A 26,944-nucleotide genomic window follows, 5' to 3' on the forward strand; every position below is an offset into this window, starting at 1 on the left:
AAAAAGGCTTTTTAAGGCTTATAGATATTTGGGAAAAGGTGCAGGAGAGGATAAAAGCAGGATTAGAATCTAAAAAAGAAAGCAACTTAGAATCTTGGCAACTCATTATTGTCGGCAGTGGAATCTTGCAAGAACAAATAGAATCTAAAATAAAAGAAAAAAATCTACAAGACACCATCACCCTAAAACCTTTCACAAAAGATATAGAAAAAGAGTATCTAAACGCAAGTATTTATGCGATGAGTAGCCATTTTGAGGGCTTTGGTATGGTGCTTGTGGAAGCTAGCTCTTATGCCTTACCTTGTATTGCTTTTGATATTGCTGCTGGTCCAAGCGATATTATAGAATCTCACACAAGCGGCTATCTTATAGAAGATAATGACTTACAAGACTATGCTGATAAACTTTTAATGCTTATGAGTGATAAGGAAAAAAGAGAATCTATGGGACTACAAGCAAAGCAAAGAGTAAAAGAGAGATTCTCAAAAGAAGCCATTATGCCTTTATGGGAAAAAGTATTTAGAGATGAGAGTGTTTAGGGGGTAGAGAATGGAGAAAACGCATTTATATCTTACGATTCACGACATACACGGGCAGGGCGGCACAGAACGCGTGGTAATTAATCTCTGTTATTTGTTTTATAAAAAATTTGATATTACAATCATTAGTTATTTGAGTGAGAAGTCCACCTTGCTTGCCCCACTGCCGCAAAACACAAAAATCATCTATTTGAACCACACTTTTCCAAAGGCATTTTTATCTAAGCTTAAGTTTAATCTATTGATAAATTCAAAGTTGTCCAACGAGCAAAATATTGTCATCGCAAATTGCAATCACTTTTTTCCATTTATCAAAAAGGCTAGGACAAATTATATCCGCCTAGAGCATTATAACTTTGATTTTTTGTTTAAAAAATATCGCCACAAATATCCTTTATATCCTAGAGTAAGTTTTTTTAACATTTTTGTTATTTTGTCTAGTTTTGAAAAAAAGCTATATGCCAAGCTTCACAAAAACATCAAAGTAATCCCAAACTTTCTACCTTTTATCTCACAGCAAAACACAGATTTCAATCAACATAGAATTATATCCGTTGGGCGTATGGATAGTGGAGACCAAAAAGGCTTTTTAAGGCTTATAGATATTTGGGAAAAGGTGCAGGAGAGGATAAAAGCAGGATTAGAATCTAAAAAAGAAAGCAACTTAGAATCTTGGCAACTCATTATTGTCGGCAGCGGAGTCTTACAAGAACAAATAGAATCTAAAATAAAAGAAAAAAATCTACAAGACACCATCACCCTAAAACCTTTCACAAAAGATATAGAAAAAGAGTATCTAAACGCAAGTATTTATGCGATGAGTAGCCATTTTGAGGGCTTTCCTATGGTGCTTTTAGAATCTTGCTCTTATGCTTTATGTCCCATCGCCTTTAATGTAGCAACGGGTCCAAGCGATATTATAGAATCTCACACAAGCGGCTATCTTATAGAAGATAATGACTTACAAGACTACGCAGACAAACTTATAGACTTAATGAGTGATAAAGACAAAAGAGAATCTATGGGACTACAAGCAAAGCAAAGAGTCAAAGAGAGATTCTCAAAAGAAGCCATTATGCCTTTATGGGAAAAAGTATTTAGAGATGAGAGTGTTTAGGGGGTAGAGAATGGAGAAAAAGGGAATGGAGAATATAAAATTTTTTATCATCGTGCCAATTTACAATGTGGAATCTTATCTTAAAGAATGTTTAGATTCTATCATTCATCAAACATATACGGAGTTTGAAGCTATTCTTATTGATGATGGTAGCACGGATTCTAGCGGGGAAATTGCCAAAGAGTATGTGAAAAAAGATTCTCGTTTGATGCTTATCCAGCAAGAAAATCAAGGATTATCAATGGCGCGTAATAAGGGGCTAGATGTGGTTAGGCAAAAATATCTCATACCTCCCCCCCCCCAGCAAAAATCTCACAACACCACAAAGAAAAGCTATATTGTTTTTGTGGATTCTGATGATTATTTAGAAAAATCTGCCTTAATGAGAATGTATCAACATATTTCACTTGAAACGGATTTGCAGTGCTTAGTTTTTAATAGTGCTTTTCATTTTGGGGCAAGTGGTAAGCAGCTCGTAGAAAATATATTTTTTGATTCAGGCTACAAAAGAAAAGTCTATGATTCTAAAAGTATTCTTTGTATCAATCCACATATCCATTATTATGCTGTGTGGTTGTTTGTGTATAGGTATGATTTGATATTTGATAATAAGTGTTTTTTTGAGCCTCATATTTATTATGAAGATGTTTTGTTTGCAAGCTATATTTTTACATTTATGAAAAGATTTAAGATGGTTGATGAAGCTGTATATTGTTATAGAGTGCAGAGACAAGATTCTATTATGACAACGAAATCTAGGGTAAAGTCCCTGCATTCTGCTTTTAGTCATTTTATGATTGCAAAACGATTTTGTGAATATTCATTGCAAGCACAAGATGAGCAGATAAGGGGGTATTTGTTGCATTGGGGTGTGTTTTATATTAAAGAAACTTTGCGTGAAATACAGCCATTTGGCTATATTGCAGAGCTTGGCTTTACAAAGGCTGATTTAAAGCCATTTTTGCCTTATATCAAGGGAAAATATCGCTTTTGCTATCATTTTCCTAGAATCTATGGCTTCCCTAAAAGGTTGCGTCTAACATTCCAAGCTTTGTGGGAATGCCTTGTTGTAGGCAAAGTATAGACTATACAAATGCTTAAGGTAAATATGGAACACATCTTGCTTTTAGCTCTTATGAAATTTAATTCAAAGGACTGAATATGAAAAATGGTTTGCTTAAGAGTTCAATTGTTGCAAGTTTTGCTGTATTTGCATTAAGTGGTTGCGGAGATTTATTCAATGTAGGCGATGCTGGTGGTGCTAATAATGGACTGATTCCACCAAGTGCGAGCAATCAGCCGATGTATGCCCCAATCCAAGCTCCCACTTATCCACCAATGCCCGGATACAATACAAATCCCAATCTTATCTCCAAGCCAACAAGTGGCAATCAAAAGATTAATACGCTTGTGGTAGAGAAGGTTGAAGTGCCGGGTTTAAATAAAGATAACCTTGAGCCAAAGTTTGATAGAGATAGAGATGAGTATATCGGCAGGGGCGATACGAGCAATATTCCAAACTCCCCAATGCTCACACCTGAAAATGAGATTACCCTAAGTGCTGTTGGCATAGGCGTATCACCTGAAAATTCACTCTCGCCCTCACAGGCTTTTGCTATGGCAAAGAGAGCGGCGATTGTTGATGCTTATCGCCAAATCGGTGAAAAAATGTATGGTATTAGAGTAAATGCCCAAGATACTGTGCGTGATATGATGCTTCAAAGCTCAACTGTGAAAACAAAAGTCCAAGCACTTATCCGCAATGCTGAAGTGCTTGAGACTGTGTATAAAGATGGCTTATGTCAAGTCAATATGGAGCTAAAACTTGATGGCAGAATCTGGCACAAGATTCTCTCAAATGCACGTGCTTAAGGGATTTAAGGCGGCATAATGAATATAATAGTTGGCATTTTTAAGCGAACATTTTTAGGGAGCATTGCTTTCTTGCTCCCTTTTCTACTTCCCTTTTTTTTGGCTTCTTGTGCTTGGCTTGAAAGCTTTGAAGATCCTGATATTAATCCCAATCAACCCCCTGTTTTAGAGCCAACAAAGTTTAAGATTCTGCTGATTGACACTCCACGAGTGAAATTCTATGACTTTGCTTCGTTTAAATATAATAAAACAAGCAAAAAGCTTAATGTTGAGCTATATAAACTTGGTAAGCCTGTGAGCGAGATTGTCGTTACGCCAAAAGAGGTGTGTATGGCAAAACAATGCACTTCAAAATGGATAGCGGTTAAAAGCTTTTTTGGTGAGGTGAGTTATCCAAATCTTTTTGGCGATATTTTAGCTGGACGGGATATTTTTGATGGCGAGGGCAAACGCGTTTCAAATGATGGCACTCTTTTTGTGCAGTGGTTTGTGCGAGGTGGGCAGGAGTTTTACTATGAGCGGAGCAAAAACAAGGTGCTATTTAAGAATTTGAGTGCAAACATTACTATTGGAATTGAGGATTATATCCCGCCGAGCAGTTCTACAAATTGAGATCTTGCAAATTGATAAGCCCACTGATAAACTTGCAAACTCATTCAAAAATGTAAGATTTTCTTACCATTTTTGGATACAATCGCTACTTCCACTTTACAACGCATAAGAAACACATCACAACACATAAGGTAGGTAGATGAGACATTTTCTTACATTAAATGACTTTTCAAAAGATGAGATTCTAGCAGTTACTAACCTTGCTTTGAAGCTCAAGCAAGAAAGCTCAAATGGCACTCACACGTCTTATCTTAAGGGCAAAATTCTTGCAATGATTTTTGAAAAGAGTTCAACTCGCACACGCGTGAGTTTTGAAGGTGGAATCTACCAGCTCGGCGGACACGGAATGTTTCTTTCCCACAAGGACATACAGCTTGGACGCGGAGAACCTATCAAGGATACTTCACGCGTGATTAGCTCTATGGTGGATATGGTGATGATGAGGACAGATAAGCACGAAAAATTGCAAGAGTTTGCGGAATACTCATCTGTGCCGATCATCAATGGTTTGAGTGATGACTTTCACCCTGTGCAGTTAATGGCGGATTATCTTACAATGCTTGAGTGTGGTATTGCCCTGCCTGATGAGATTCATAAAAATGGGCTTAAAAAACCTATTGTGGCGTATATTGGCGATGGGAATAATATGGCTCATTCGTGGATAAACTTAGCAGCAATCCTTGGCTTTGAATTGCGGGTAGCTTCGCCGCTTGGGTATTTTCCACGCGCAGATATTGTAGAATCTGCCCTTAAAACTTGCAAACAAAGTGGCGGAGCGATACATATTATGCAGGAGCCACAAAAGGCTGTGAGTGGGGTCAATGTGGTGGTTACTGACACTTGGGCGTCAATGGGACAAGAGGAGCAGAAAAAAGAGCGAGAAAAGGCATTTGTTGGTTTTTGCGTAGATGATTCTCTTATGAGTTTGACGCAAGAAGATTCTATCTTTTTGCATTGTCTTCCTGCATATCGCGGACAGGAAGTGAGTGAGAGTGTATTAGAGGGCAAACAAAGTCGTGTATTCCAAGAGGCAAATAATCGCCTCCACGCACAAAAAGCCATTATGTTAGCTCTTATGAAGTTGAATAACTTGCCTCTTGCCTACCCCTTGGAAATGGAGCTATAAATGAAAAATATAAAACAAGATAAATGGTTAGAATCTAAAGAAAAAATTATTCAAGAGAATCTTGGAATCTTGCGTCAGCTTGAAGATGACACAATGCTTCTTGCTATGCAACGCGGTGAGTTTTCAAAAGATGAGTTGTGGTTTTTGCAAGATGAGCAGGGCGAAGAGTATGTGGTATTCCCGCAAAAACTTTTTGTGCGTCTGCTTTCACGCATTAAAAATATGCAAGAAGAAAAGCTTATAATGAAGCTTGAAAAAGACATCATCTCACAAATGCCAATAGACCTTGATGATGCAATGGCGGTGGCGACAAATATCTTAGAATCTTTGCGTTTAAAAGATGGGAATTTACCCGAGATAAACACCGCTATTCTTGCTAAAGATATTAAAAAGAAGCACCCAAATTTGTTTTTTGACATTGATTATTTGCGTAAGCCCAGATAAAAAGTGTTTAAAAAATAAGAAAAGGATACATTTTGAGCCAAAATATTGACTTTAACGCTTTTGTGAAGTATTCAAAATCCGCTCCGCGTTATACAAGCTATCCCACTGCGGTGGAATTTAGAGAATCTTGGAATGATGCAAGTTATAAAGAAGCGTTAAAAGAAGCAGATTCTACTTCTTTGCCCCTTTCACTTTACACGCATTTGCCCTTTTGTCGCTCGGCTTGTTATTTTTGCGGCTGCAATGTCGTTTATACAAGCAAGGAAGAAAAAAAAGAGCGTTATATCCATTATTTGAAAAAAGAGCTTGCACTGCTTAAAGATTCTATGGATACTTCGCGTGAGGCGGTGCAGTTTCACTTTGGCGGGGGGACACCGACATTTTTTAATGCTAGAGAGCTTGAAAGTGTGATTGGGCTTATCCGTGGGGTCTTTACAAATTTTGCTAAGAATGCGGAAATAAGCTGCGAGGTGGATCCGCGGTTTTTTTCGCGTGAGCAAATGGCTGTTTTAAAAGAAAATGGCTTTAATCGTTTAAGCTTTGGGGTGCAGGATTTTGATCAAAGGGTGCAAGAAGCTATACATAGGATTCAAAGCGTGGAGATTGTAAGCAATGCCATTGCCCTTGCGCGTGAGTTTGGCATAGAATCTGTAAATTTTGATTTGATTTATGGATTGCCTTATCAAAGTGAGCAAAGCTTTGCGGATACTTTGCAAAAGGTAGTGGGGCTAAAGCCTGATAGACTAGCGATTTTTAATTACGCACATTTGCCGTGGATGAAAAAAACAATGCGGAAAATTGATGAGACGACTTTGCCAAACCCCGCTCAAAAGCTTGAGATTCTAAAAAATACCATTGCATTTTTACAGGAGCAGGGCTATATGATGATAGGAATGGATCATTTTGCAAAAAAGAGTGATGAGCTGTATTTAGCTAAGGCTAAAAATGAGCTTCGCAGGAATTTTCAAGGCTACACAACAAGGGGTTTTTCGCAAACTATCGGCATAGGGCTTACAAGCATTAGCGAGGGGTTAGGGTATTATTCCCAAAATTATAAAGATATGCAGGAATATGAAAAGGCGTTAGATGAGGGGCGATTGCCCGTTGAGAGAGGTGTTAAGCTAAGTGAAAAGGATATTTTGCGTAAAGAAGTGATTATGGGGCTTATGAATAATTTGCGACTTGATTTTGAAGGGATTGAAAAACGATTTGGGATTGAGTTTAGGGTGTATTTTGCCAATGAATTAGAATCTTTGCGAGAGTATGAAGAGCTAGGGCTTATACAAATCACGCCTTCAAGCATAGAGACTTCGCCCACAGGCGGAATGCTTATCCGCAATATCGCTATGGTATTTGATACATATTTACAAAATGATACTACAAAGCGTTTTAGCAAGACAATTTAGGAGCGATAATGCTTGATTTACAAAGTGTGGCAAGTGCGTGTGTAAAGTGTGGGAAGTGTATCCCAAACTGCACCATTTATATGGCTAATCGCGATGAAGTTACCTCTCCGCGTGGATTTTTGGATTTACTAGGGGCGTATAAGCGGGGCGATTTGGAGCTAAATAGTCAAAGCAGGGAGATTTTTGAATCTTGCTTCCTTTGCACCACTTGTGTAACGCACTGCCCTTCTAGTCTGCCAGTTGATGTGGCAATAGAATCTGTGCGTGTGGATATTGCGGAAAAATATGGCATTGCGTGGTATAAAAGGGCGTATTTTTACCTTTTGCGTCATCGCAAGGCGGCGGACTTTGTGTTTAGATTCGTGCATTTTATTATGCCTTGTGCGTTTAAGGAAGAAAATGGGCGGCTTGTTAGTCGCATTAGGCTATTTAAGGGTGCGGATTCTAAAAGGGCTAAACGCTCCGTTTTCCCTGTGTGGAGAAAGTCATTTTTACAAAAATATCAAGGTGAGATTCTCCCGACTACCGAATCTGCTCCAAAAAATGCCTTACAACATAATAGAGTGGCGATTTTTATCGGCTGTTTGAGTAATTATAATTATGTGAGTGTTGGGGAGAGCTTGCTTGAGATTCTAAATCATTTGGGGATCAGGGCGTTTGTGCCGCATTTGCAGGAGTGCTGCGGTGCGCCGGCGTTTTTTACCGGCGATGTGAAGAGTGTGGTGCATTTGGCAAAGAAAAATATTGATTATTTTGAAAGTTTTTGGGATAGCATTGATGCGATGATAATCCCTGAAGCCACTTGTGCGGCGATGATTAAAAAAGATTGGCTTCACGCTTTAGATTCAGATTCTACTCTAAAAGATTACGCACAAAGGCTTGAAAAGCTTTCACCTAAAATTTATATGGCAAGTGAGTGGCTCTATCATCATACGCCTTTAAGTGAGATGATTCCACAGAATCTTGCTAGAGAAAGTATCACTTATCACGACCCTTGCCACGCTAGGAAGGTGCTAGGTGTGTATAAAGAGCCACGAGTGCTTTTATCAAAGGGCTTTAGGCTTAAAGAAATGAGCGATTCTAGTAGGTGCTGTGGTTTTGGAGGCATTAGTATGCAAAGCTCACGCTATGATCTCACGCTCAAAGCTGGTGTGCCAAAGGCGGAGATGATAGAGAGAAGTGGAGCGGAGATTGTCAGTGCGGAATGTGGAGCGTGTCGTATGCAGATTGATAATGCGCTCACACAAATAGATTCCAAAGTGCGTTTTGCTCACCCCTTGGAGCTTATCGCACAGGCTTTAAAGGGCGAAAGTGTGAAGTGATAAGCTTGTTTTTGTATTTTCTTAAAAAATGAGCAAAATTTTAAACGCATTTATATCGCTTTTTGATATAATCCACGCGTTGCCGATAATATAACGCGATTTAGTTTTTGCTATTAAAGGACGCTTTGATGAATGAACTTTTACTTAAGACGATTGATAATTTGCCCCCATTGCCAGAGACCGTGATGAAGTTGCAACAATATGTGGATTCTTCTGGTTCTGAAGTGCAGGTGCAAGGCGTGGTGGATATTATTTCTAAAGACCCACTTTTGACGGGGGATTTACTGCGTTTGGCAAACTCGCCTTATTATGGGTTTTCTCGTGAGATTTCCACACTCAATCAAGTGGTGTCCTTGCTTGGTATCAGTAATGTCAAAAATGTTGCTATTGCAAATTCTTTGCGTGGGAGTTTTAAAATAGATGTTTCGCCTTATGGGCTAGATACACAGGAGTTTTTGGGGAATTGTAGCAGGGAGGCGGATTTTATCTCGGAGTGGTTTTCGCAAACTGATAAAAAACTTGCCCAAGTGCTTGTGCCTTGTGCTATGCTTTTGCGTTTGGGAATGATGCTATTTGCTAATACACTTATCCAAAGTGGTAAGGATAAAGAATTTCTAGCCCAGCTTAAAGAAAGTGATTTTGCTGATATTGGTGCGGTTGAGACAGAATTTTATGGGCTAGACCATCTTACATTTTTGGGCTTTTTATTTGATCATTGGAAGTTTGATGAGATTCTTATCCAAAGCACCGCGTATATTACAATGCCACACGCCGCATCTGATGAAGTGAAGAAAAATGCCTATGCCCTAGCTGTTGTCAATAAAGTCTTTGAGCCATATAATGGTGGCAAACCTTACAATATGGAGGACGCTATCGCACTTATTAAAGAGGCTAAGACGCAAAATATCCTTTTTGATATGGATAGATTCTTTGAGATTCTCCCAACTGACGCAAAGCTCAATATCGGTAAGTAAATCTCTCATTTCTCTTACTTGTTGCCATTAAATCTAGAATCTTTAGCTCTAGATTTAATTTTTTTATCCCAAATACTCACTTTTCGCTGTTTTTCTCTAAAGCTTAAGCTGTTTTTTTGATTAGAATGCTTCTCTCACTTTAAGTGAAACATTAAAAAAGGAGCAAGAAATGAAAAGGATTCTAATAAGTGTGGCAGTGGCATTGACACTAGTAGGTTGTGGAAACACATTAGAAAAAGACAATGTGATTTGTGTGGTAGAGAGTGGCACACCTTCTAATCAGTTTCAAGCTATAACTCAAGATGCTGTTTTTAGCTGCACAGATAAGTCGGGCAAGCCTGTTGGCGGAGTGATAGAGATTGATGAGACGAAAGAAAGTGGCTTTAAGAAGTATATCAAAAAGCTTTCTATTGATAATGGTTTTATCACAAAATATGAAACCGAGTGGATTAATGGTGATAGGGAAAGAAAGCACGAGTTTGTATTTGAAAACGGCAAGTTTGCAAAGAATATTGAAGATGGAGAAGATAAGGGGTGGAAAGAAAATACAAGCAATAACTTGATTAATGCTATCAAGCCAATGGTTTCAGATCTCACTATAAAGCGAGACTAAAGCATATGCTCTGTCTGCGAATGCTGCGGAGCAAGAGATTTTACATATTTTTGTAGCTTAGGCAAGATTCTAAACTATTACTTTTGATTCATAAGTCCATTACTAAAGTTTTTTATCCCCTTTTGGAAGACATTTTCGCCTGTGCTAAGGGGGGAGTTAGACAGGCTTGTGTGGCATTGTATGCAGGAGTTAATAATATAGTGATCTTTAGCTAGGCTTGGAGATTTAATCTTACTTATATCGTGGCAGGCAAAGCAGTCTTCTCCACAACCGCCCATATCAATCTGTGCCATTTTAGCTTCAGTATGGCAGGTTTTGCACTCTAGCATTGGTGCGTGGCGTATGTCATTTTTATAATCTAGCGTTGCGTGGCAGCTCTTACAATCCCCTGTGCAGGCAAACAGCCCACCACACACAAAGCTTAAAAAAAACAGAATCTTTCCCATTTCACTCATCTTTTTATCCATTTTATCTTTATCCGCCACCCACAAAGTCTAGAATCTCCACTTCATCGCCATTTTGCAGCACATATTCACCCCATTTTTCCTTTTTTAGCACCTGCGTATTCACCGCAATCGCCATTGCCTTATGCGTAATATCAAGCTTTTCTAACAGAGCTAAAATCGTGCTAGATTCTAGTTCATACACCTTGCCATTGAGTAAAATCTGCATATCCACTCCTTATTTATCAAAAAATTTATAATAACCATCTTTGATATTTTTCTGCGGTGTGCGTGATAGGGCTAAATCCCCATTTTGCAAATCTTTTGTTATCGTGCTACCTGCACCAATAAGCACATTTGAGCCAATTTCAAGTGGTGCGACAAGCTGCACATCACTGCCTATAAAGACATTTTTGCCAATGATTGTTTTGTGCTTTTGTTTGCCATCATAATTACAAGTTATCACTCCAGCCCCGATATTGCTTCCCTCATCTGCTTCACAATCCCCCAAATAGCTTAAATGCCCCGCTTTCACCCCACGCAAGACACTTGCTTTAGTTTCCACAAAATTACCAATATGTGTGTGTTGTAAATGACTTTTTGGGCGGATATGTGCCATAGGACCTATATCACTAGATTCTATAATGCTAGATTCCACCACGCTATGGGCTTTGATGTGAGAGTTTATAATCTCGCAATTCCCCAGAATCTGCACACCTTGTTCCACAATACATTCCCCGCTAAACTTCACGCCAGATTCTATATAAATCGTATGGGGCAGGTGCATAATCACGCCTTCTTCCATAGCCGCATCTCTTAATCGCTTTAATATCACTTCTTGTGCCAAGGAGAGTTGGAGCTTAGAATTTACCCCCATAAATTCCTGCTCTTCTACCTGCACTGCGGCTATCTCAACGCCATTTTGCCCTGCATAAAAAATCACATCGGTAAGATAAAATTCCTTTTGGTTGTTGTTATTTTGTAAAAGTGGCAGGTAAGATTCTAAAATATTTTTGTGAATCTTATACACCCCAGCATTGACATCTTTGATAGCTAGCTCTTCTTGTGTAGCGTCCTTTTGCTCTATAATCTTTTGCACCTTATTATGTTCTAAAATCACGCGTCCATAGCCGTTTGGATTATCAAGGTGCAAAATACTCATCACAATTTGAGAGGGATTCTCACACAGCTTTTTAAGCGTTTGGCTACGCACAAGGGGCATATCGCCATTAAGGATAAGAATCTGCTCATATTTATACGCAAAGCAATGTTTTGCTTTTTCCCCACTACCCCCCTGCATAATCGCCCCACCGGTGCCCGGATAATTTTCATAATCCTGTATATGAAAATGCAAAGCCCCGCTTTCACACGCCTTTGGGTAAGATTCTATAATCTTTTCTTTCACTAAAGATTCTTGATGAAATAGCACAATATGCACATCATCGCTCAAATTCAAAGCTTCATCAATGGAATAAAACAGCATAGGCTTACCGCAGATTCTATGAAGCACCTTAGGCAGGTTTGACTTCATACGCGTTCCAGCCCCAGCTGCTAAAATCACCACCGATACACTCATTTTCACTCCTTTTGATATGCTTTTTATGTAATTTTAACACACTAAATCCTATAATACGCCCCTTAAGTTTCATTTTTGGAGTAATTTTTGAAAAAACTCATAGGTATGCTTTTGCTTTGTATTTGCTCCCTTGCTTACGCAAATCCACAAAGCCCAGATTCTCCAAACGCTAATCTTACCCCAGCCCTTCCAGCCCCATCAAATATCGCTCCACTTCCTTCACTGCCTAAAAATCCCGTGTTGCCCTCCGTGGATTTATCGCTCACTACGCCACAAGAGCCAACCGAACTAGTTGCAACGCTTAATATCGTCCTTATCATTACACTGCTTGTGATTGCCCCTTCACTTGTGCTTGTGATGACTAGTTTTACACGCATTGTCATTGTCTTTGCCTTTTTACGCACTGCTTTAGGCACACAGCAGTCCCCACCAACGCAGGTTTTAGTAAGCCTTGCACTTGTTTTGACATTTTTCATTATGGAGCCGGTAGCGACTAAAAGCTATGAAGTTGGCATAAAGCCTTATACAGAAAAGCAGATTTCTTATGATGAGGCGTTTGAAAGAGCAATTGTGCCTTTTAAAGATTTTATGATTAAAAATACGCGTGAAAAGGATTTGGCACTCTTTTTTAGAATCCGCAACCTTGAAAATCCCCAAACCGTTGATGATGTTCCGCTAACCGTGCTTATCCCGGCATTTATGATAAGTGAGCTTAAGACGGCATTTTGGATAGGATTCTTATTGTATCTGCCCTTTTTAGTCATTGATATGGTGATAAGCTCCGTGCTTATGGCAATGGGTATGATGATGTTGCCTCCTGTTATGATTTCACTGCCTTTTAAGATTCTCGTCTTTGTGCTTGTTGATGGGTGGAATCTGCTTATTGGGAATCTTGTGCAGGGCTTTAAGTAGCTTGGCTTAAGTATTGATTATGAAATGTCAGCACTTTGGGCTATGCGGTGGCTGTGAGCTGGATTTAGCTTATGAAAAACAGCTAGAATCTAAGCTACAACAAACACAGCAGGAATTTAGCTCCCTTTTTTCTAGCAATGGTTTTTCTTCCGCAAATCTAAGCGTTCATAACTCGGTGGAGTGGGGCTTTAGAGCAAGGGCGGAGTTTAGATTCTATACAGATGAGAATAGAATCTATTTTGCGATGAGTAATAGGGAAAAAAATCATCGCACTCCCATCACACAATGCCCTATTTTGCTTCCTATAATCCAAAAGGCTATGCCCCTAGTCATTGAAAGTTTAGAAGCAGATGAGACTTTACGCACAAAAATTTATGCGTGTAATTTTCTAGCAAACATAGAATCACAAGAGATTATCATCTCACTTATTTATCACAAAAGGCTAGATTCTCTATGGGAGCAAAAGGCTCAAAATATGCGTGATAGGCTACATAAAGCGTTAAATGCTACTATCCATATCATCGGCAGGGCTAAAAATCAAAAGATACTTTTAAGCACCCCTTGTGTGCGTGAGAGCCTAAGGCTTTTTGCAGATTCTAAGCAGGAGCGGATATACACTTATTTCAAGCAAGAATCTAGCTTTTCACAGCCCAATCCTTTTATCAATACAAAAATGCTAGAGTTTGTAATTACTCATCTTAAGACACTCTATCCACAGCCTGATAACGATATGCTTGAGCTGTATTGTGGCGGTGGGAATTTTAGCATTGCTTTAAGCGGGATTTTTAGACAGATTCTCGCTACTGAAGTGGTGAAGTCTGCTATCTCACTTTTACAGCAAAATATGGAGCAGAATTTTTGTGAAAATATTATTCCTGTGCGGCTTAATGCCCTTGAAACGCAAGTGGCATTAAGTGGGGAGCGGGAGTTTTTTAGACTAAGGGGCATTGACATAAAAAGTTTTAACTTTGATTGTGTGCTGATTGACCCGCCAAGAAGTGGGGTAAATGAGCTAAAGATTCTGCATTTTTTGCAACAATTTAGCACCATTGTGTATGTTTCGTGCAATCCAAGCACACTTTTGCAAGATTTACAAACACTTACACAAAGCCATAGTATTTTACATTTTGGACTTTTTGATCAGTTTCCACATACGCACCATAGGGAATGTGTAGTGATTTTACGCCAGAAGTGATTGTTTTACCACTCAATATGACAATATCTCACAAGGCTAGATAAGCTAGAATCTCCCTTGTTGCTTTGGGGTTGCTTTGAATGTGCTAGAATGACACAAAATTTTCCAAAGATACAAAAAGGATATAGATGAAAAAAATTATATGTTTTTTATGCCTGTGCGTGCTAGTTTCACAGGCTGAAATTATAGCAGGTGTGGCAATACGCGTCAATGGACACGCTATTACACTGAGTGAAATTGCTAAGCTTCAAACACAAATGAAAATCTCCAAAAAAGCCGCCATTGATATGCTGATTAATGAGCGATTAAAAGATGATGAGATAGAGCGATTTAAAATTAGCATTGATGAGTTTAAGATTGATGAGGAGATTTCTCAAATCGCTGCAAATGCTAACCTTAGCAAAGATGCCTTGCTTGCTGAGGTTACGCGTGATGGCACGACTTTACAGGAATATCGCAATAAAATCAAAAAGCAGTTGCAAACTAAAGAGCTTATGCAAAGAATCCTCGCTTCAAACATCAGCATTTCAAGTGAAGATGAGCTATTAAGCTACTACACAAAGCACAAAAAGGAATTTTTACTCCCCTCATCGGTGCGTGTGGTAAGATACACAGCACAGAATGAAGGCAATTTACAAAACGCCATACAATCACCAAAGGCTACGATTCAAGGGGTGCAAAAGATAAATGAAACAATCTCGCTTTCTTCGCTTAGCCCACAAATTGCTCAAGTATTTCTCAATACGCCAAATAATGAATTTAGCCCCGTGCTTACAACCGGTGGCAACGGCTTTGTGAGCTTTTTAGTCAAGGAGCGTTTGGGCGAGAAAGCTATAAGTTTTGATGAAGCAAAACCACTCATCAATCAAAAAATAATGGCACAAAAAGAGCAAAGTATCATCACTGAACATTTTAATAAAATCCGCTCTAGTGCCAATATCATAACGCTTAGAGAATAATATGCTTCCTTATGCAGACCCACTTTTTGGCATTTTGATTTTTGTTGCCATTGTGGCGAGTGTTGCTTTAATTGATTATGGACGCAATCGTTATAAGCAAAAGCAAAAAGACAAGTCTTTGCAGAATCTTGCCAAGTCTTATGAGTTTGTTGGGCTAACTGAAGGTGTTGAAGAGTTTTTAGCCCTATGTCAAAATCCCATTCCCACATTGCAATTTATCGCAAATGCGTATATCCAAAGTGGTAACACACAAGAAGCGATTAAGATTTATCTTAGCATACTAGAAAATCTTAAGCACTCTCACGCGGAAGCGAGAATTGAGATTCTGCAGGATTTAGGCAGGGCGTATTATAACGCCGGATTTTTACAAAGGGCAAAAAGCATTTTTTTAGAGATTTTAAAAAACTATCCTAGAAATCCCCAAGTGTTGCGTTATCTCCTGCGAACTTATGAAAGCTTGAATGAGTATAAAAATGCCATTGACGCACTTGAGTGCATTGAAGAGATTTATGATTCTTCTTCTCCATCACAAGATTATATAAAAGATTCTACACAGGAGCATTTTTTTCACACACTGAGTTTAAACAAAGCCTATTTGTATGCCTTGCTACTTATTAACCAGCACAATGTCCCGCTTGCAAGAAAGATTCAAAAGCTAGATGAGCTAAAGGGCAAAGAGCCAAAGCTTGAAAAGATGGTTTTACAATATTTTAAAAGTGTGAGCTTTTCACTCTTTTGGGAGAGGGTGCAGGAGAGTGAGAATATCGCAAAGTATATTGATATTTTATGGGGGTTTGAGCGTAAAAATGTGCCGCTGGAGCAAATCACGCATAAGCAGATTCTAGATGTGTATCGGGCTAAAGGGTGGATAGTAGATTCTAAAGTTTGTGATATTTTTGAGTTAGAAAATATGAGAATCTTACATCAGCATTCAAATCTTAAAGCCACACTTAGCTTTGAGTATCGCTGTCATAGCTGTAAGCAGATTTTCCCTTTTGAAAATGCTCGTTGCTCTTCTTGTGGGGAGCTGCTTAATAGCGATGTGATTTACAAAGTCCAAAAGGTAAGAGATGAAGCAAGTTACCCTTTATTGTGATGGCTCATCTTTAGGCAATCCCGGAGCGGGGGGTTGGTGTGGGATTTTATGCTTTAAGGATAAGCAAAAGATTCTAAGCGGTGGGGAGATTCACACGACAAATAATAGAATGGAACTCCTTGCAGTAATAGAATCTCTAAAAGCACTCAAAGAGCCTTGTGTTGTGGATATATATAGCGATTCTAAATATGTGTGCGAGGGGATTAACTCGTGGCTTAAAAATTGGGTGGCAAAGGATTTTAAAAATGTCAAAAATGTAGATTTGTGGCAGAGCTATTTACAAGTTTCTTCACCACATAGTATTACAGCCCATTGGGTGAAAGGACACGCCGGACATCCACAAAATGAGCTATGTGATAGCCTAGCTAAACAAGCGGCAAAAGATATGATAGCAAAAGATGAAGCAGCAAGATTCTAATAAAAGGATAGCAATGCCAAAGTATAATCCCCCCAAAAATGCCCAGATTCTTGAAAAAAAGCTTGGTTACACTTTTAAAGATAAAAAGCTCCTGCTTGAAGCACTCACTCACAAAAGCTGTAAGAGTGCCTACAATAATGAGCGATTAGAGTTTTTGGGTGATGCGGTGCTTGACTTGCTTGTGGGGGAGTTTTTATTTAGAAAATTCCCTAGTGCTAAAGAGGGTGAGTTAAGCAAGTTGCGAGCGTGTATTGTCAATGAAAAGGGCTTTATGAAACTTGCAAAATCACTTGATTTGGGAGCATTTTTGCATATTTCACAGAGTGAAGAAAATAATAAGGGGCGTCAAAAGGCGTCTATTCTTTCAAATGCCTTTGAAGCCTTGATGGGTGCGATTTATTTAGAATCTGAACTGACATTTCTTAAAGATATTGTGTTAAAACTCTTAGAGCAAAATTACGCTAAGATTGATTTAAACTCACTTTTTACAGACTATAAGACGGCTTTGCAAGAGCTTACACAGGCGATTTATGGGGAGATTCCAACTTACATACTTGTGAGTGAAAGCGGACCTGATCATAAAAAAAGCTTTGAAATTGCCCTAAGTGTTAATGGGGTGGAATACGCAAGGGCAAAAGGCAGCTCAAAAAAAGATGCCCAGCAAAAATCCGCTCAAATTGCCTATAAAAAAATCTCTGCCTTATACAAAAATAATCATCAAAATAATGATAAGGAGAGATGATGAATACTTTTGGTGTAGCCTTGCGTATAAGCACTTTTGGAGAATCTCACGGCGAGGGTATAGGCTGTGTGATTGATGGACTTCCTGCGGGGCTAAAAATAGATGAAAACTTTATAGAATCTATGATGAAAAGACGCGCTCCTGGGCTTAATCGCTTCTCTACTCAACGCAAAGAAGCCGATAAGGTGCAGATTCTAAGTGGTGTGTTTGAAGGAATTAGCACAGGCACACCTATATGCTTATGGATAGCTAATACTTCAAGCAAGAGTAGCGATTATGATAATATTAAAGACATTTTCCGCCCCGGACACGCTGATTTTACATATTTTAAAAAATATGGACTGCGAGATTATCGCGGTGGTGGGAGAAGCTCAGCTAGAGAGAGTGCCGCAAGAGTAGCCGCTGGGGCAATCGCTAAACTTTTATTGCAAGAATTTAATATACAAGTAAAAAGTGGAATCTGCTCCATTGGCGATGTTGTAGGTAGTGAGTTTGACTTTGAATACGCCAAAAATAGTGAGATTTACGCCCTTGATAAGCAAAAAGAAGACGCCCAAAAAGCCCTTATAGAATCTACGAAAAACAAACATAATAGTGTGGGTGGCGTGGCTTTGATAGAGGCAAGTGGGTTGCCTGTCGGTTTAGGAGAGCCACTTTATCATAAGCTTGATGGGGCAATCGCAGAAGCACTTATGGGGCTAAATGCAGTCAAAGCAGTGGAAATAGGTGATGGAATCTTATCAAGCACACAATATGGCAACGAACATAATGATGAAATGGATAAAAAAGGCTTTAAAACAAATCATAGCGGCGGGATTCTAGGCGGTATCAGCAATGGCAATATTGTGAGAGTGAAGGCTCATTTTAAGCCCACACCGAGCATTTTTCTGCCCCAAGACACGCTTGATGTTAATGGTAAGCAACAGGTATGTAAGATTAAAGGGCGACACGATCCTTGCGTAGCGGTGCGTGGCAGTGTGGTGGCTGAATCTATGGTGGCTCTTGTCATTGCGGATATGCTTTTATTACACAGCACTTCACAACTTAGCTTTCTCAAAAAGGTGTATTTGAGCGAGTTATAGCTGTTTTAAAGCAAGAAGATTCTATAATCCCACTCTTATAAGGAGAGATAATGATAACACTCAAAGAAGCACTCACAAAAAGCGAAGATGAACTCAAAGAAATTAAGCAAGACATAAGAGAAAAGCTCAAGCAAAATATGGAGCTAAATGCCTATATCGGCGAGATAATGGAAAGTCAAACAAGCGGTGTGCCAATTCTTATAAAAGATAATATTAATGTCAAAGGTTGGGAAATCACTTGTGGGAGCAAGATTCTAAAAGGCTATGTCTCCCCTTACAATGCCTCTGTAATCAATAAACTTCATCAAAATAAAATGTGTGGTTTTGGACGCGCGAATATGGACGAATTTGCTATGGGAAGCACTTCAGAATCTAGCTGCTATGGGCGAGTGAAAAATCCCCTTGATACATCGCGTGTCCCCGGTGGCAGTAGTGGAGGGAGTGCAGCAGCGGTGGCAGGCGGACTTGCTATCGCCTCTTTGGGGAGTGATACAGGCGGGTCTATTAGGCAACCGGCTGGATTTTGTGGCTGTGTGGGGCTAAAGCCAAGCTATGGGCGGGTTAGTCGCTATGGGCTTGTGGCGTATAGCTCAAGCTTAGATCAAATAGGACCAATTACGCAAAATGTAGAAGATGCTGCCCTTTTGCTGGATACCATTAGTGGCTATGATAATTTAGATTCTACAAGTGCTAATCTCCCTGCTTTACATACTTTTAGGGATTTAGATTCTCATAAACGCTATAAAATTGCTGTGCTAAAAGATTTTCTTAAAGATGCGACACAAGAAGTGCAAGAGGCGTATTATCAAACTATCAAGATTCTAGAATCTATGGGGCATAGCATTGTGGAAAAGTCTATGCTAGATACGCGTTATCATATCTCGGCATACTATATCATCTGCACGGCCGAGGCAAGTTCCAACCTTGCACGATTTGATGGGGTGCGATATGGCACAAGGGCAAAGGCGGAGAATCTCAAAGAAGTGTATTTGAATACCCGTAGTGAGTATTTTGGCGATGAGGTCAAAAGGCGGATTTTGCTTGGGAGCTTTGTGTTAAGTAGCGGATACTATGATGCGTATTATCTCAAGGCTCAAAAGGTGCGACAAAAAATTTGTGCTGATTATGAAGCGATTTTGAATGAATGCGATAGTATCTTACTTCCCATTGCACCAACTCTGCCACCAAAATTTGGCGCTTCTCACTCTCCACTTGAAATGTATTTGAGTGATATTTATACTATTGGGGTGAATCTTGCTGGGCTTCCTGCGATATGTATCCCTACAATGAAAAATACTGAAGGCTTAAGTGTGGGAATGCAATTTATCGGCGGGAAGTTTGAGGAGCAGACAATCCTTAACATCGCCTATGGTTTGGAAAAAGAACTACAAAATTGAGACTACACAAAATTCTTACGCGGATTCAAAAAAATGAAAGGATTTGAAAAATGAAAATACGACAAAAAGCCCTAACTTTTGAAGATGTTTTACTTATCCCAGCGTATTCGGAGATTCTCCCTCAAGATGTCAGCACTCAAACAATGCTAAGTAAAAATACCTCGCTTAACATTCCGCTTGTGAGTGCGGCAATGGATACCGTTACAGAATCTTGCACTGCTATTGCTATGGCGAGGCTTGGGGGCATTGGCATTATTCATAAAAATATGGATATTGCTTCACAAGTAGAGCAGATTAAACGCGTGAAAAAAAGTGAAAGTGGCGTGATTGTTGATCCTATTTATATCCGTGCGGATAGCACACTTGCCGATGCTAAGGCGATTACGGATAATTATAAAATCTCTGGTGTGCCTGTTGTTGATGAATATGGCAAACTTATTGGAATCTTAACAAACCGCGATGTCCGCTTTGAGCAGGATCTAAACAAACGCGTTGGGGATTTGATGACAAAAGATTCTCTTATCACGGCTAAAGTTGGCACGACATTAGAGGAGGCTAAAGAGATTATGCATAAGCACAGGATTGAAAAGCTCCCTATTGTTGATGAAAACTATACGCTAAAAGGGCTTATCACCATTAAGGATATTCAAAAAAGGATAGAGTATCCAAACTCGTGCAAGGATAGCTTTGGGCGGTTAAAAGTTGGGGCTGCCATTGGTGTGAAGCAGTTTGATAGAGCAGAGGCTTTGACAAATGCCGGGGCTGATGTTTTGGTGCTAGATTCGGCTCACGGGCATTCTATTAATGTGCTAAAAACTTTGGAGATGATTAAATCAAAACTTGCCATTGATGTAGTGGTAGGCAATGTCGTAACGCCTGAGGCTACAAGGGATTTAATCAACGCTGGGGCTGATGGCGTGAAAGTCGGCATAGGTCCGGGCAGTATCTGCACCACGCGTATTGTGGCTGGTGTGGGTATGCCACAAATTTCAGCCATAGAATCTTGTGCGGAGGTGGCAAGAAAGCATAATGTTCCACTTATTGCCGATGGTGGTATAAAATATTCCGGTGATATTGCTAAAGCCCTAGCCATTGGGGCATCGTGCGTGATGATAGGTAGTCTCTTAGCCGGGACAGAAGAATCGCCGGGCGATCTTATCATCTATCAAGGCAGACAATATAAAAGCTATCGCGGTATGGGAAGTATGGGAGCAATGACTCGTGGCAGTGCGGATAGATACTTCCAAGAAGGCACAGCCCAAGATAAGCTTGTGCCTGAAGGGGTTGAGGGCAGAGTGCCTTATCGCGGAAAAGTTGGTGATGTGGTGCATCAGCTTATCGGTGGGCTTAAATCATCAATGGGCTATTTGGGAAGCAAGGATATTGCGACATTGTGGGAGAAAGCGGAGTTTGTGGAGATCACTTCAGCGGGACTTAGAGAATCTCACGTGCACGATGTGGATATTACCAAAGAAGCACCAAATTATCACGGATAGGCTAAGGGGCAGGGTATGGCAGAAGAAGTTTTACCTAATTTAGATTTACAAGATTCACAAACTCCGCAAGAATCACAAGATGATGAGTTTGAAACTATGCTAGAAAAGGCTAAGGCTGTGCTAAATAAGCTTAACTCACAAGAAGTTACGCTTAAAGAATCTCTTGCTTTATATGAAAGCGGTATGCGTTATCTCAAAGACGCACAAGAAATCCTAGAACAAGCCAAACTGCAATACCAAGAATTTAAAGACTAAGAATGGAGCTTGTAGCCTATATCACGCAGCCAAATAGTGTTGCTGTGTTTTTGCTGCTTGTAGCACGATTTAGCGGGGTGTTTGCGTTTTTCCCTTTTTTTGATAATCAGCTTATCAGTATCAATGTCCGTGCGGCAATGGTGTTTTTTATGAGCGTGGCATTCTATCCTTTAGCGTCTTATACTTTGCCTGATATGAGTATGGTGGAGTTTTTATTTGCTGCACTTTTTGAGATTCTGCTAGGTTTTTTAGCTTCTATTTGTTTGCAGATTGTTTTTGCAATGCTAAGTTTTGGTGGGGAGCTTATAAGCTTTACTATGGGACTTACAATGGCAAGTGCTTATGATCCAGTTAGCGGCACACAAAAGCCCATAGTTGCCCAGCTTATAGCGATTTTAGGCTTGCTTATTGCTTTGAGTTTGGACTTTCATCACACCATTTTTCTTATTATCTCGCATAGTATTCAAGCTACACCGCTTGGGGGCTTTGTCTTTGAGCCAAAGAGTGTGGAGTATTTCATTAAGGCATTTGGGAATATCTTTGCTGTGGGCTTTTCTATGGCTTTTCCTATCTTAGCTATTATTTTGCTTTCTGATATTATTTTTGGAATGATTATGAAAACACACCCGCAGTTTAATCTCCTAGCCATCGGCTTTCCTGTGAAAATCGCTATTGCCTTTGTGGTGCTCTTTCTTACAATTTCAAGCATTATTTTTACATTTAAAAATGAACTTGCCAAAGCGTTTTTGGCGGTTGGAAAAATATTTTTAGGGCAGTGAAGCATAAAAATTTAAAAGTCAAAACAAAATAAAGCAGAAAATGTGGGGGTTTGTAGAATCTAGGCAGATTCTACAATGCTAAATTATTTCTTAAATGTCGCTTTTGTATTCTCTTTTTGAATGATAAGCGTATCGCCGTTAATGCTTAGCTCACTTGAGCCATCGGCAAATACTTTAATCAGGCTATCCTCTATTGCCATACTTTTTTCATCACACATTTTGCGTGTTGTGCCTACGCCTTCAACTACAAGCATTTTGTCTTTCAAAGTATAGTTTCCAAAGAAAGCATTGCACCCAGCATTGCCATTGAGTTTGCTTCCATCAAAAGTTACAAACGCAGGATTTTCAGGCTCATCTAAACTGATTTCCGTGCCATTGCTATTGAGAGAGACAAGATTCCATTTTGCGATAATCTCTTTTTGTGAATCTTGCCCACAGCCTACCATTAATGCTCCAAAAATCCCAAAAGCTATTACCTTGCTTTTTATAGATTCCATACAAACTCCTTAAAATAAAGTAAAATTGGCATTATATCACAATAAATCTAGATTTTTTAGCTTAAACTTAAATTAACATCCTATTCTTGCCATTCTAACTCTTTGAAAGCTTCTTTAATGCTTGAATGCACCAAAATTTGACTAACGAATGTATAGCCAAAGCTATCATTTTTAATCTTTAGTCGCAATTCCCTTTTGCCTTTAAGGCTTTGAGAGTGGGCTTTGAGCTTTTCTAAGATTCCATTCTCCACACAAGAGCTATCCACCACCACGCATAGAGGTGTGCAGACATCAAGCTCACTTGGTCGCATATCAAGGGGGATAATCTTTTGGCTTTCATCTTCGCTTTGTTTGGTTTTATATTTAGCTTCTATGGGCTTTTCTGCCACGGCTTGTTCAAGGGTAAAAATCTCTAGAATCCTTACATTGAGCCTATCTTCACGCTCTTCAATCTTGCATTTTAATGCCAAAGGATTATCTTGATTCAGCCCCTCTAGAATCTCAAGGTGCTTTTCAAACACCATAAGTTCAATTTTCCCCCCATAGTCCAAAAAGTCAATTGTCCCAAAGGGTTTGCCAGTTTTTTTGCTGATTTTTCGTTTAATGTCTAAAATCTTTCCTACAAGCATACAAGTTGAGTTAAGCTCTAAATCCTCTAGCTCAACACTCTTAACCATACCTTTAATCTTATCTAGCTTCTCTTTAAAATCATCAAGCGGATGCCCGGAGATGTAGATTCCCATACATTCATATTCATAATCAAGCAAAGTGCGTATGTCATATTCAGGCTTATCTTGGATAGGCAAATGCACATTGATTTCCACGCCACCTTCTCCAAAAAGGGAATTACTCATCATCTCGTGTGCCTTATCCTTTTCACGCCCCTTATCACAAAGCAAGTCAATGTTTTCAAGCATTGTATGGCGGGAAAATCCAAGCCCATCTAGCCCACCAGATTTAATAAGTGGCTCTAAAGAGCGTTTTGTCATTTTTGAAAAATCAACCCTTGCGATAAAATCCTCTACATTTTTATACTCGCCATTTTTCTCCCGCTCTGTGATGATGTTTTCAATGGGCGATTCGCCTAAGCCCTTAATCGCACTTAGCCCAAAGATGATTTTTTTCACCCCATCAAACTCGCCCACACCAAAATCATTATCAGAAATATTAATATGTGGCGGGACTATCTCAATGCCAAGTGATTTTACTTCATTGATATATTTTGCCACAGATTCTACTTTGCGTGTTTCGCTTGTCAGCATTGCTGCCATAAATTCGTGTTCGTAGTAGGTTTTTAAATACGCCGTTTGGTAGGTTATCATTCCATACGCCGCAGCGTGAGATTTATTGAATCCATAGCCGGCAAATTTAACAATAAGCTCCCATAAATCCTCTGCCTTAGTGCGATTGTAGCCCTGCTTCTCCGCCCCATCAGCAAACTCTTTTTTCAATCGCAACATCTCATCAAGCTTCTTTTTCCCCATTGCCCTTCGCACCAAATCCGCCCCACCGAGTGAAAATCCACCAATAGTTTGCACGATTTGCATAACCTGCTCTTGATAGACAATAATGCCATAAGTGGGCTTTAAAATCGGCTCTAGTGCATCTATAAGATATTCAATTTTTACTAATCCGTGTTTGCGTGCCACAAAGTCATCAATAAGATCCATAGGTCCGGGACGATAGAGAGAAATCATTGCTATCACATCTTCAAAATTGCTGGGCTTTAGCCTTTTGGCTAGGGCTTGCATACCTTCAGATTCTATTTGGAAAAGCCCCAGCGTGCTACCGCTTTGGATTGTCTCATAGACTTTAGAATCTTCCATATCCATTGTGCTAAAGTCAATATCCACGCCATAGCGTTTTTTTACTAGTTTAATCGCATCGCTTATCACATCAAGCGTCTTTAGCCCCAAAAAGTCAAATTTAATCAAATCAACCGGCTCAAGCCAATCCATTGAGTATTGCACCGCTACGCCATTCATCTTATCATTTGTATAAAGTGGCACCTTATTCCATAGCTCATCATTAGAATCTATCACAATAGCCGCCGCGTGAAGCCCTGTATTTCGCTTTAGCCCCTCTAGTAACACGGCATAGTCCCATACTTGTTTGGCTAAAGGATTTTTTTCTACAAGCTCTTGTATTTTTGGCTCTTTCTCCCACGCACCATCTTTTTCCTTGCCATCTTTGCCTACTTGCTTGGTGAGTGTAATCTTCTCACCTGGATCATTTGGGATAAGTTTAGCAAAGCCATCAGCATCTTTCAGGGGCATATCAAGCACGCGTGCGACATCACGTATCACACCTCTGGCTAAAAGTGAGTTGAAAGTTACCACTTGGGCGACATTAAACTTGCCATAAGTGTTTGAAACATACTCTATAAGCTCTTGTCGCCGCTCTTGAGAGAAGTCCATATCAATATCAGGCATACTCACCCGCTCTGGATTCAAAAATCGCTCAAAAAGCAAATCATATTTGAGCGGATCAATATTTGTAATCTTAAGTGCGTAGGCTACAAGGCTTCCCGCCGCTGAGCCACGCCCGGGACCTACCGGTATGCCATTTTGCTTAGCAAAATTCACAAAATCCCATACAATCAGCATATAGCCCGGAAACTTCATAGAGTTGATAATCTCTATTTCTCGCTCTAATCGCTCTTTGTAAGCTTGGTGCTTAGATTCAGGAATATGCTCTAATCGCTCCTTTAAGCCCTCCCTACATTTGAAAGCAAAATAAGTCGCATCATCAATAGATTCTAATTCGCAGTTGAGAATCTGCGGGAGATTCTCTTTTTTAGCGTATTCTTGTGTGTTTTTAAAGTTTGGCGGAGTGGCTGGGGAATGCTCTAAAATCACTTCTCCTGTGTGCTTGTTTTTAATCTCAATATTTTTAAGGTTGAGATTTAAGCGGCATTTTTGTGCGATTTCTTGTGTGTTTTCTAGCACTTCAGGCACATCAAGGAAGAGCTGTGCCATTTGCTGCGGAGATTTAACATAAAATTCTTTTACCGAGTGCTTTAGTCTGTCTTTGTCATTGAGCGTTTTACCCATAGCCACGCACATTGCGATTTCTTGTGCTTTGGCGTCTTGCTGAAAAGTATAATGTGTATCATTTGTGGCAATGACTTTAATATCTAGCTCCCTGCCAAGTCTTAGAATCTGCTCATCTAAAAAAAGCTGATCATTTATGCCGTGTCGCATAATCTCAAGGTAAAAATCCTCCCCAAAAATATCTTTATACTCTAGGGCGACTTCTTTTGCCATTTCATAGCCTTTCGCCCCAAACTGCACATTGCGTGGATTATTTGTATTGAGCTGCCAATTCACTTCGCCTTGCAAACACGCAGAAGAGCATACAAGCCCTTCACTTCTTTCCCTTAAAAGCCTTTTATTGATACGCGGATAATAATAAAAGCCATTGATAAAGGCTTGAGAGCTAAGATACATTAGATTCTTATAGCCTATCTCATTTTTCGCAAAAAGGCAGAGATGGAAGCGTTGCTTTATGCTTTTATCACTTAGTTCATCGCCATTGTGGATATACGCCTCCATACCGATAATGGGATTTAGCCCCTCTTCTTTCATACTCACATAAAAATCCAACGCCCCAAACATATTGCCGTGATCAGTAACTGCCACAGATTCCATACCTAGCTCACGAATGCGTTTAGCAAGGTTTTTAATCTTATTTGCCCCATCAAGCAAGGAATATTCTGTATGTAAGTGAAGATGTGTAAAACTCATTGCAAATCCTTTGTGTTTATAAAATTTGAGGCTTAAAAAAAGTGGGGGAATTATAAGATAAACTTGTTGAGAGTTAGTTAAAGTGAGAAGGATTCTTATAAGAATGTGGAAAGTTATCATTTTTGCAAGTGTGGGCAAGAGCTTCGCTCGTGCGAACCTTTAAGCGAAATTTCTTTGCTTGAAACATTTTGATTTTTAGAGTTTTTCTTTTCTTTTATTATTTTTTTATAAGGGGGAGGGGTTTGAATTTGCGTAAAACGGGTTTGCTTCGCTACACGCGAAGTCACCCCTCCCCCTTATGTATCCCCCACCCGACGACGCTTTAA

General features: G+C 39.6%; 27 protein-coding genes. 22 read left to right on the forward strand and 5 right to left on the reverse strand.

The window, feature by feature from the left end; genetic code table 11:
• The 11 genes from LS74_RS09590 to LS74_RS09640 all read left to right on the forward strand — a co-directional run.
• Window positions 1-539: glycosyltransferase (locus tag LS74_RS09590; RefSeq protein ID WP_138129094.1), on the forward strand; the 539-nt coding region annotated here is incomplete at its 5' end.
• A gap of 10 nt (window positions 540-549) precedes the next feature.
• Entirely contained in the window at window positions 550-1,656 is a 1,107-nt protein-coding gene (locus LS74_RS09595; protein WP_138129096.1) for a glycosyltransferase family 4 protein, read from the forward strand.
• A 10-nt stretch (window positions 1,657-1,666) separates the two neighbouring features.
• Entirely contained in the window at window positions 1,667-2,740 is a 1,074-nt protein-coding gene (locus tag LS74_RS09600) for a glycosyltransferase (protein WP_034589638.1), read from the forward strand.
• Window positions 2,741-2,817: 77 nt separating this feature from the next.
• Window positions 2,818-3,528, forward strand: a complete 711-nt coding sequence (locus tag LS74_RS09605; protein WP_138129097.1) for an LPP20 family lipoprotein — start codon at window positions 2,818-2,820, stop codon at window positions 3,526-3,528.
• Window positions 3,529-3,546: 18 nt separating this feature from the next.
• Window positions 3,547-4,140: an HP0838 family lipoprotein gene (locus tag LS74_RS09610; protein ID WP_034586686.1), complete on the forward strand. Its 594-nt coding sequence runs from the start codon at window positions 3,547-3,549 to the stop codon at window positions 4,138-4,140.
• Between the two features lie 139 nt (window positions 4,141-4,279).
• Window positions 4,280-5,266: an ornithine carbamoyltransferase gene (gene argF / locus LS74_RS09615; protein ID WP_034586684.1), complete on the forward strand. Its 987-nt coding sequence runs from the start codon at window positions 4,280-4,282 to the stop codon at window positions 5,264-5,266.
• Window positions 5,267-5,710 (forward strand): DUF2603 domain-containing protein, encoded by a 444-nt coding sequence (locus LS74_RS09620; RefSeq protein ID WP_034586682.1) that lies wholly within the window; start codon window positions 5,267-5,269, stop codon window positions 5,708-5,710.
• Window positions 5,711-5,742: 32 nt separating this feature from the next.
• Window positions 5,743-7,116, forward strand: a complete 1,374-nt coding sequence (hemN, locus tag LS74_RS09625; protein ID WP_034586680.1) for an oxygen-independent coproporphyrinogen III oxidase — start codon at window positions 5,743-5,745, stop codon at window positions 7,114-7,116.
• Between the two features lie 8 nt (window positions 7,117-7,124).
• Entirely contained in the window at window positions 7,125-8,438 is a 1,314-nt protein-coding gene (locus LS74_RS09630) for a (Fe-S)-binding protein (protein WP_034586678.1), read from the forward strand.
• A gap of 128 nt (window positions 8,439-8,566) precedes the next feature.
• Window positions 8,567-9,412 carry an HDOD domain-containing protein gene (locus LS74_RS09635; RefSeq protein ID WP_034586676.1) on the forward strand — a complete coding sequence of 282 codons (846 nt, stop codon included), beginning with the start codon at window positions 8,567-8,569 and terminating at the stop codon, window positions 9,410-9,412.
• A 169-nt stretch (window positions 9,413-9,581) separates the two neighbouring features.
• Entirely contained in the window at window positions 9,582-10,025 is a 444-nt protein-coding gene (locus tag LS74_RS09640) for a hypothetical protein (RefSeq protein ID WP_034586675.1), read from the forward strand.
• 77 nt (window positions 10,026-10,102) lie between these two features.
• Here the strand turns inward: LS74_RS09640 and LS74_RS09645 are convergent, their stop codons facing one another.
• Genes LS74_RS09645 through glmU form a run of 3 tightly spaced genes read right to left on the reverse strand, consistent with a single transcriptional unit; the run spans window position 10,103 to window position 12,044 of the window.
• Window positions 10,103-10,480, reverse strand: a complete 378-nt coding sequence (locus LS74_RS09645) for a hypothetical protein (protein WP_236096912.1) — start codon at window positions 10,478-10,480, stop codon at window positions 10,103-10,105.
• Window positions 10,481-10,499: 19 nt separating this feature from the next.
• Window positions 10,500-10,697, reverse strand: coding sequence for a sulfur carrier protein ThiS (gene thiS / locus LS74_RS09650; RefSeq protein ID WP_034586673.1), 198 nt, complete (start codon window positions 10,695-10,697; stop codon window positions 10,500-10,502).
• A 9-nt stretch (window positions 10,698-10,706) separates the two neighbouring features.
• A complete protein-coding gene (gene glmU, locus LS74_RS09655) occupies window positions 10,707-12,044 on the reverse strand; it encodes a bifunctional UDP-N-acetylglucosamine diphosphorylase/glucosamine-1-phosphate N-acetyltransferase GlmU (RefSeq protein ID WP_034586671.1) in 1,338 nt (445 codons plus the stop codon).
• 87 nt (window positions 12,045-12,131) lie between these two features.
• Here glmU and fliP point away from each other — a divergent pair, with 87 nt between their 5' ends.
• The 11 genes from fliP to fliR all read left to right on the forward strand — a co-directional run bounded on the left by fliP (window position 12,132) and on the right by fliR (window position 22,375).
• The gene (fliP, locus tag LS74_RS09660; protein ID WP_034586668.1) at window positions 12,132-12,956 is read left to right on the forward strand and encodes a flagellar type III secretion system pore protein FliP; all 825 of its coding nucleotides are present in this window, start codon (window positions 12,132-12,134) and stop codon (window positions 12,954-12,956) included.
• A 19-nt stretch (window positions 12,957-12,975) separates the two neighbouring features.
• The gene (gene trmA / locus LS74_RS09665) at window positions 12,976-14,151 is read left to right on the forward strand and encodes a tRNA (uridine(54)-C5)-methyltransferase TrmA (protein WP_034586665.1); all 1,176 of its coding nucleotides are present in this window, start codon (window positions 12,976-12,978) and stop codon (window positions 14,149-14,151) included.
• Between the two features lie 128 nt (window positions 14,152-14,279).
• A complete protein-coding gene (locus LS74_RS09670) occupies window positions 14,280-15,110 on the forward strand; it encodes a peptidylprolyl isomerase (protein WP_034586662.1) in 831 nt (276 codons plus the stop codon).
• A gap of 1 nt (window position 15,111) precedes the next feature.
• Window positions 15,112-16,206 carry a tetratricopeptide repeat protein gene (locus LS74_RS09675; RefSeq protein WP_034586659.1) on the forward strand — a complete coding sequence of 365 codons (1,095 nt, stop codon included), beginning with the start codon at window positions 15,112-15,114 and terminating at the stop codon, window positions 16,204-16,206.
• Window positions 16,181-16,624, forward strand: a complete 444-nt coding sequence (rnhA, locus tag LS74_RS09680; protein ID WP_034586656.1) for a ribonuclease HI — start codon at window positions 16,181-16,183, stop codon at window positions 16,622-16,624. Before LS74_RS09675 ends, rnhA begins: the two co-directional genes overlap by 26 nt.
• 13 nt (window positions 16,625-16,637) lie before the next feature.
• Window positions 16,638-17,366, forward strand: a complete 729-nt coding sequence (gene rnc, locus LS74_RS09685; RefSeq protein ID WP_034586654.1) for a ribonuclease III — start codon at window positions 16,638-16,640, stop codon at window positions 17,364-17,366.
• Entirely contained in the window at window positions 17,366-18,448 is a 1,083-nt protein-coding gene (gene aroC / locus LS74_RS09690; protein ID WP_138129099.1) for a chorismate synthase, read from the forward strand. Before rnc ends, aroC begins: the two co-directional genes overlap by 1 nt.
• Before the next feature lie 50 nt (window positions 18,449-18,498).
• The gene (gene gatA / locus LS74_RS09695; protein WP_138129101.1) at window positions 18,499-19,845 is read left to right on the forward strand and encodes an Asp-tRNA(Asn)/Glu-tRNA(Gln) amidotransferase subunit GatA; all 1,347 of its coding nucleotides are present in this window, start codon (window positions 18,499-18,501) and stop codon (window positions 19,843-19,845) included.
• A gap of 50 nt (window positions 19,846-19,895) precedes the next feature.
• Window positions 19,896-21,341 carry an IMP dehydrogenase gene (gene guaB, locus LS74_RS09700; protein WP_034588758.1) on the forward strand — a complete coding sequence of 482 codons (1,446 nt, stop codon included), beginning with the start codon at window positions 19,896-19,898 and terminating at the stop codon, window positions 21,339-21,341.
• A 15-nt stretch (window positions 21,342-21,356) separates the two neighbouring features.
• On the forward strand, window positions 21,357-21,596 hold the full coding sequence (xseB, locus tag LS74_RS09705) for an exodeoxyribonuclease VII small subunit (protein ID WP_034588756.1): 240 nt from the start codon (window positions 21,357-21,359) through the stop codon (window positions 21,594-21,596).
• Window positions 21,597-21,598: 2 nt separating this feature from the next.
• On the forward strand, window positions 21,599-22,375 hold the full coding sequence (fliR, locus tag LS74_RS09710; RefSeq protein WP_034588754.1) for a flagellar biosynthetic protein FliR: 777 nt from the start codon (window positions 21,599-21,601) through the stop codon (window positions 22,373-22,375).
• A gap of 83 nt (window positions 22,376-22,458) precedes the next feature.
• Here the strand turns inward: fliR and LS74_RS09715 are convergent, their stop codons facing one another.
• Together LS74_RS09715 and dnaE are read right to left on the reverse strand one after the other, a co-directional pair.
• On the reverse strand, window positions 22,459-22,872 hold the full coding sequence (locus tag LS74_RS09715) for an META domain-containing protein (protein WP_034588751.1): 414 nt from the start codon (window positions 22,870-22,872) through the stop codon (window positions 22,459-22,461).
• Window positions 22,873-22,952: 80 nt separating this feature from the next.
• Window positions 22,953-26,618 carry a DNA polymerase III subunit alpha gene (gene dnaE / locus LS74_RS09720; RefSeq protein WP_138129103.1) on the reverse strand — a complete coding sequence of 1,222 codons (3,666 nt, stop codon included), beginning with the start codon at window positions 26,616-26,618 and terminating at the stop codon, window positions 22,953-22,955.
• Between the last annotated feature and the right edge of the window lie 326 nt (window positions 26,619-26,944).

Origin of the sequence: Helicobacter magdeburgensis (genome assembly GCF_000765825.2) — a bacterium.
Taxonomy (GTDB): domain Bacteria; phylum Campylobacterota; class Campylobacteria; order Campylobacterales; family Helicobacteraceae; genus Helicobacter_C; species Helicobacter_C magdeburgensis.

Bases quoted from the DNA above. Each gene is read 5' to 3' on its own strand.
- LS74_RS09600 (WP_034589638.1), top strand. From the start codon at position 1,667: ATGGAGAAAAAGGGAATGGAGAATATAAAATTTTTTATCATCGTGCCA.
- glmU (WP_034586671.1), bottom strand. From the start codon at position 12,044: ATGAGTGTATCGGTGGTGATTTTAGCAGCTGGGGCTGGAACGCGTATG.
- LS74_RS09635 (WP_034586676.1), top strand. From the start codon at position 8,567: ATGAATGAACTTTTACTTAAGACGATTGATAATTTGCCCCCATTGCCA.
- LS74_RS09640 (WP_034586675.1), top strand. From the start codon at position 9,582: ATGAAAAGGATTCTAATAAGTGTGGCAGTGGCATTGACACTAGTAGGT.
- guaB (WP_034588758.1), top strand. From the start codon at position 19,896: ATGAAAATACGACAAAAAGCCCTAACTTTTGAAGATGTTTTACTTATC.
- LS74_RS09675 (WP_034586659.1), top strand. From the start codon at position 15,112: ATGCTTCCTTATGCAGACCCACTTTTTGGCATTTTGATTTTTGTTGCC.
- LS74_RS09605 (WP_138129097.1), top strand. From the start codon at position 2,818: ATGAAAAATGGTTTGCTTAAGAGTTCAATTGTTGCAAGTTTTGCTGTA.
- rnc (WP_034586654.1), top strand. From the start codon at position 16,638: ATGCCAAAGTATAATCCCCCCAAAAATGCCCAGATTCTTGAAAAAAAG.
- LS74_RS09610 (WP_034586686.1), top strand. From the start codon at position 3,547: ATGAATATAATAGTTGGCATTTTTAAGCGAACATTTTTAGGGAGCATT.
- dnaE (WP_138129103.1), bottom strand. From the start codon at position 26,618: ATGAGTTTTACACATCTTCACTTACATACAGAATATTCCTTGCTTGAT.
- fliR (WP_034588754.1), top strand. From the start codon at position 21,599: ATGGAGCTTGTAGCCTATATCACGCAGCCAAATAGTGTTGCTGTGTTT.
- LS74_RS09620 (WP_034586682.1), top strand. From the start codon at position 5,267: ATGAAAAATATAAAACAAGATAAATGGTTAGAATCTAAAGAAAAAATT.
- LS74_RS09645 (WP_236096912.1), bottom strand. From the start codon at position 10,480: ATGAGTGAAATGGGAAAGATTCTGTTTTTTTTAAGCTTTGTGTGTGGT.
- thiS (WP_034586673.1), bottom strand. From the start codon at position 10,697: ATGCAGATTTTACTCAATGGCAAGGTGTATGAACTAGAATCTAGCACG.
- aroC (WP_138129099.1), top strand. From the start codon at position 17,366: ATGAATACTTTTGGTGTAGCCTTGCGTATAAGCACTTTTGGAGAATCT.
- LS74_RS09715 (WP_034588751.1), bottom strand. From the start codon at position 22,872: ATGGAATCTATAAAAAGCAAGGTAATAGCTTTTGGGATTTTTGGAGCA.
- LS74_RS09670 (WP_034586662.1), top strand. From the start codon at position 14,280: ATGAAAAAAATTATATGTTTTTTATGCCTGTGCGTGCTAGTTTCACAG.
- gatA (WP_138129101.1), top strand. From the start codon at position 18,499: ATGATAACACTCAAAGAAGCACTCACAAAAAGCGAAGATGAACTCAAA.
- LS74_RS09595 (WP_138129096.1), top strand. From the start codon at position 550: ATGGAGAAAACGCATTTATATCTTACGATTCACGACATACACGGGCAG.
- LS74_RS09630 (WP_034586678.1), top strand. From the start codon at position 7,125: ATGCTTGATTTACAAAGTGTGGCAAGTGCGTGTGTAAAGTGTGGGAAG.
- trmA (WP_034586665.1), top strand. From the start codon at position 12,976: ATGAAATGTCAGCACTTTGGGCTATGCGGTGGCTGTGAGCTGGATTTA.
- rnhA (WP_034586656.1), top strand. From the start codon at position 16,181: ATGAAGCAAGTTACCCTTTATTGTGATGGCTCATCTTTAGGCAATCCC.
- argF (WP_034586684.1), top strand. From the start codon at position 4,280: ATGAGACATTTTCTTACATTAAATGACTTTTCAAAAGATGAGATTCTA.
- xseB (WP_034588756.1), top strand. From the start codon at position 21,357: ATGGCAGAAGAAGTTTTACCTAATTTAGATTTACAAGATTCACAAACT.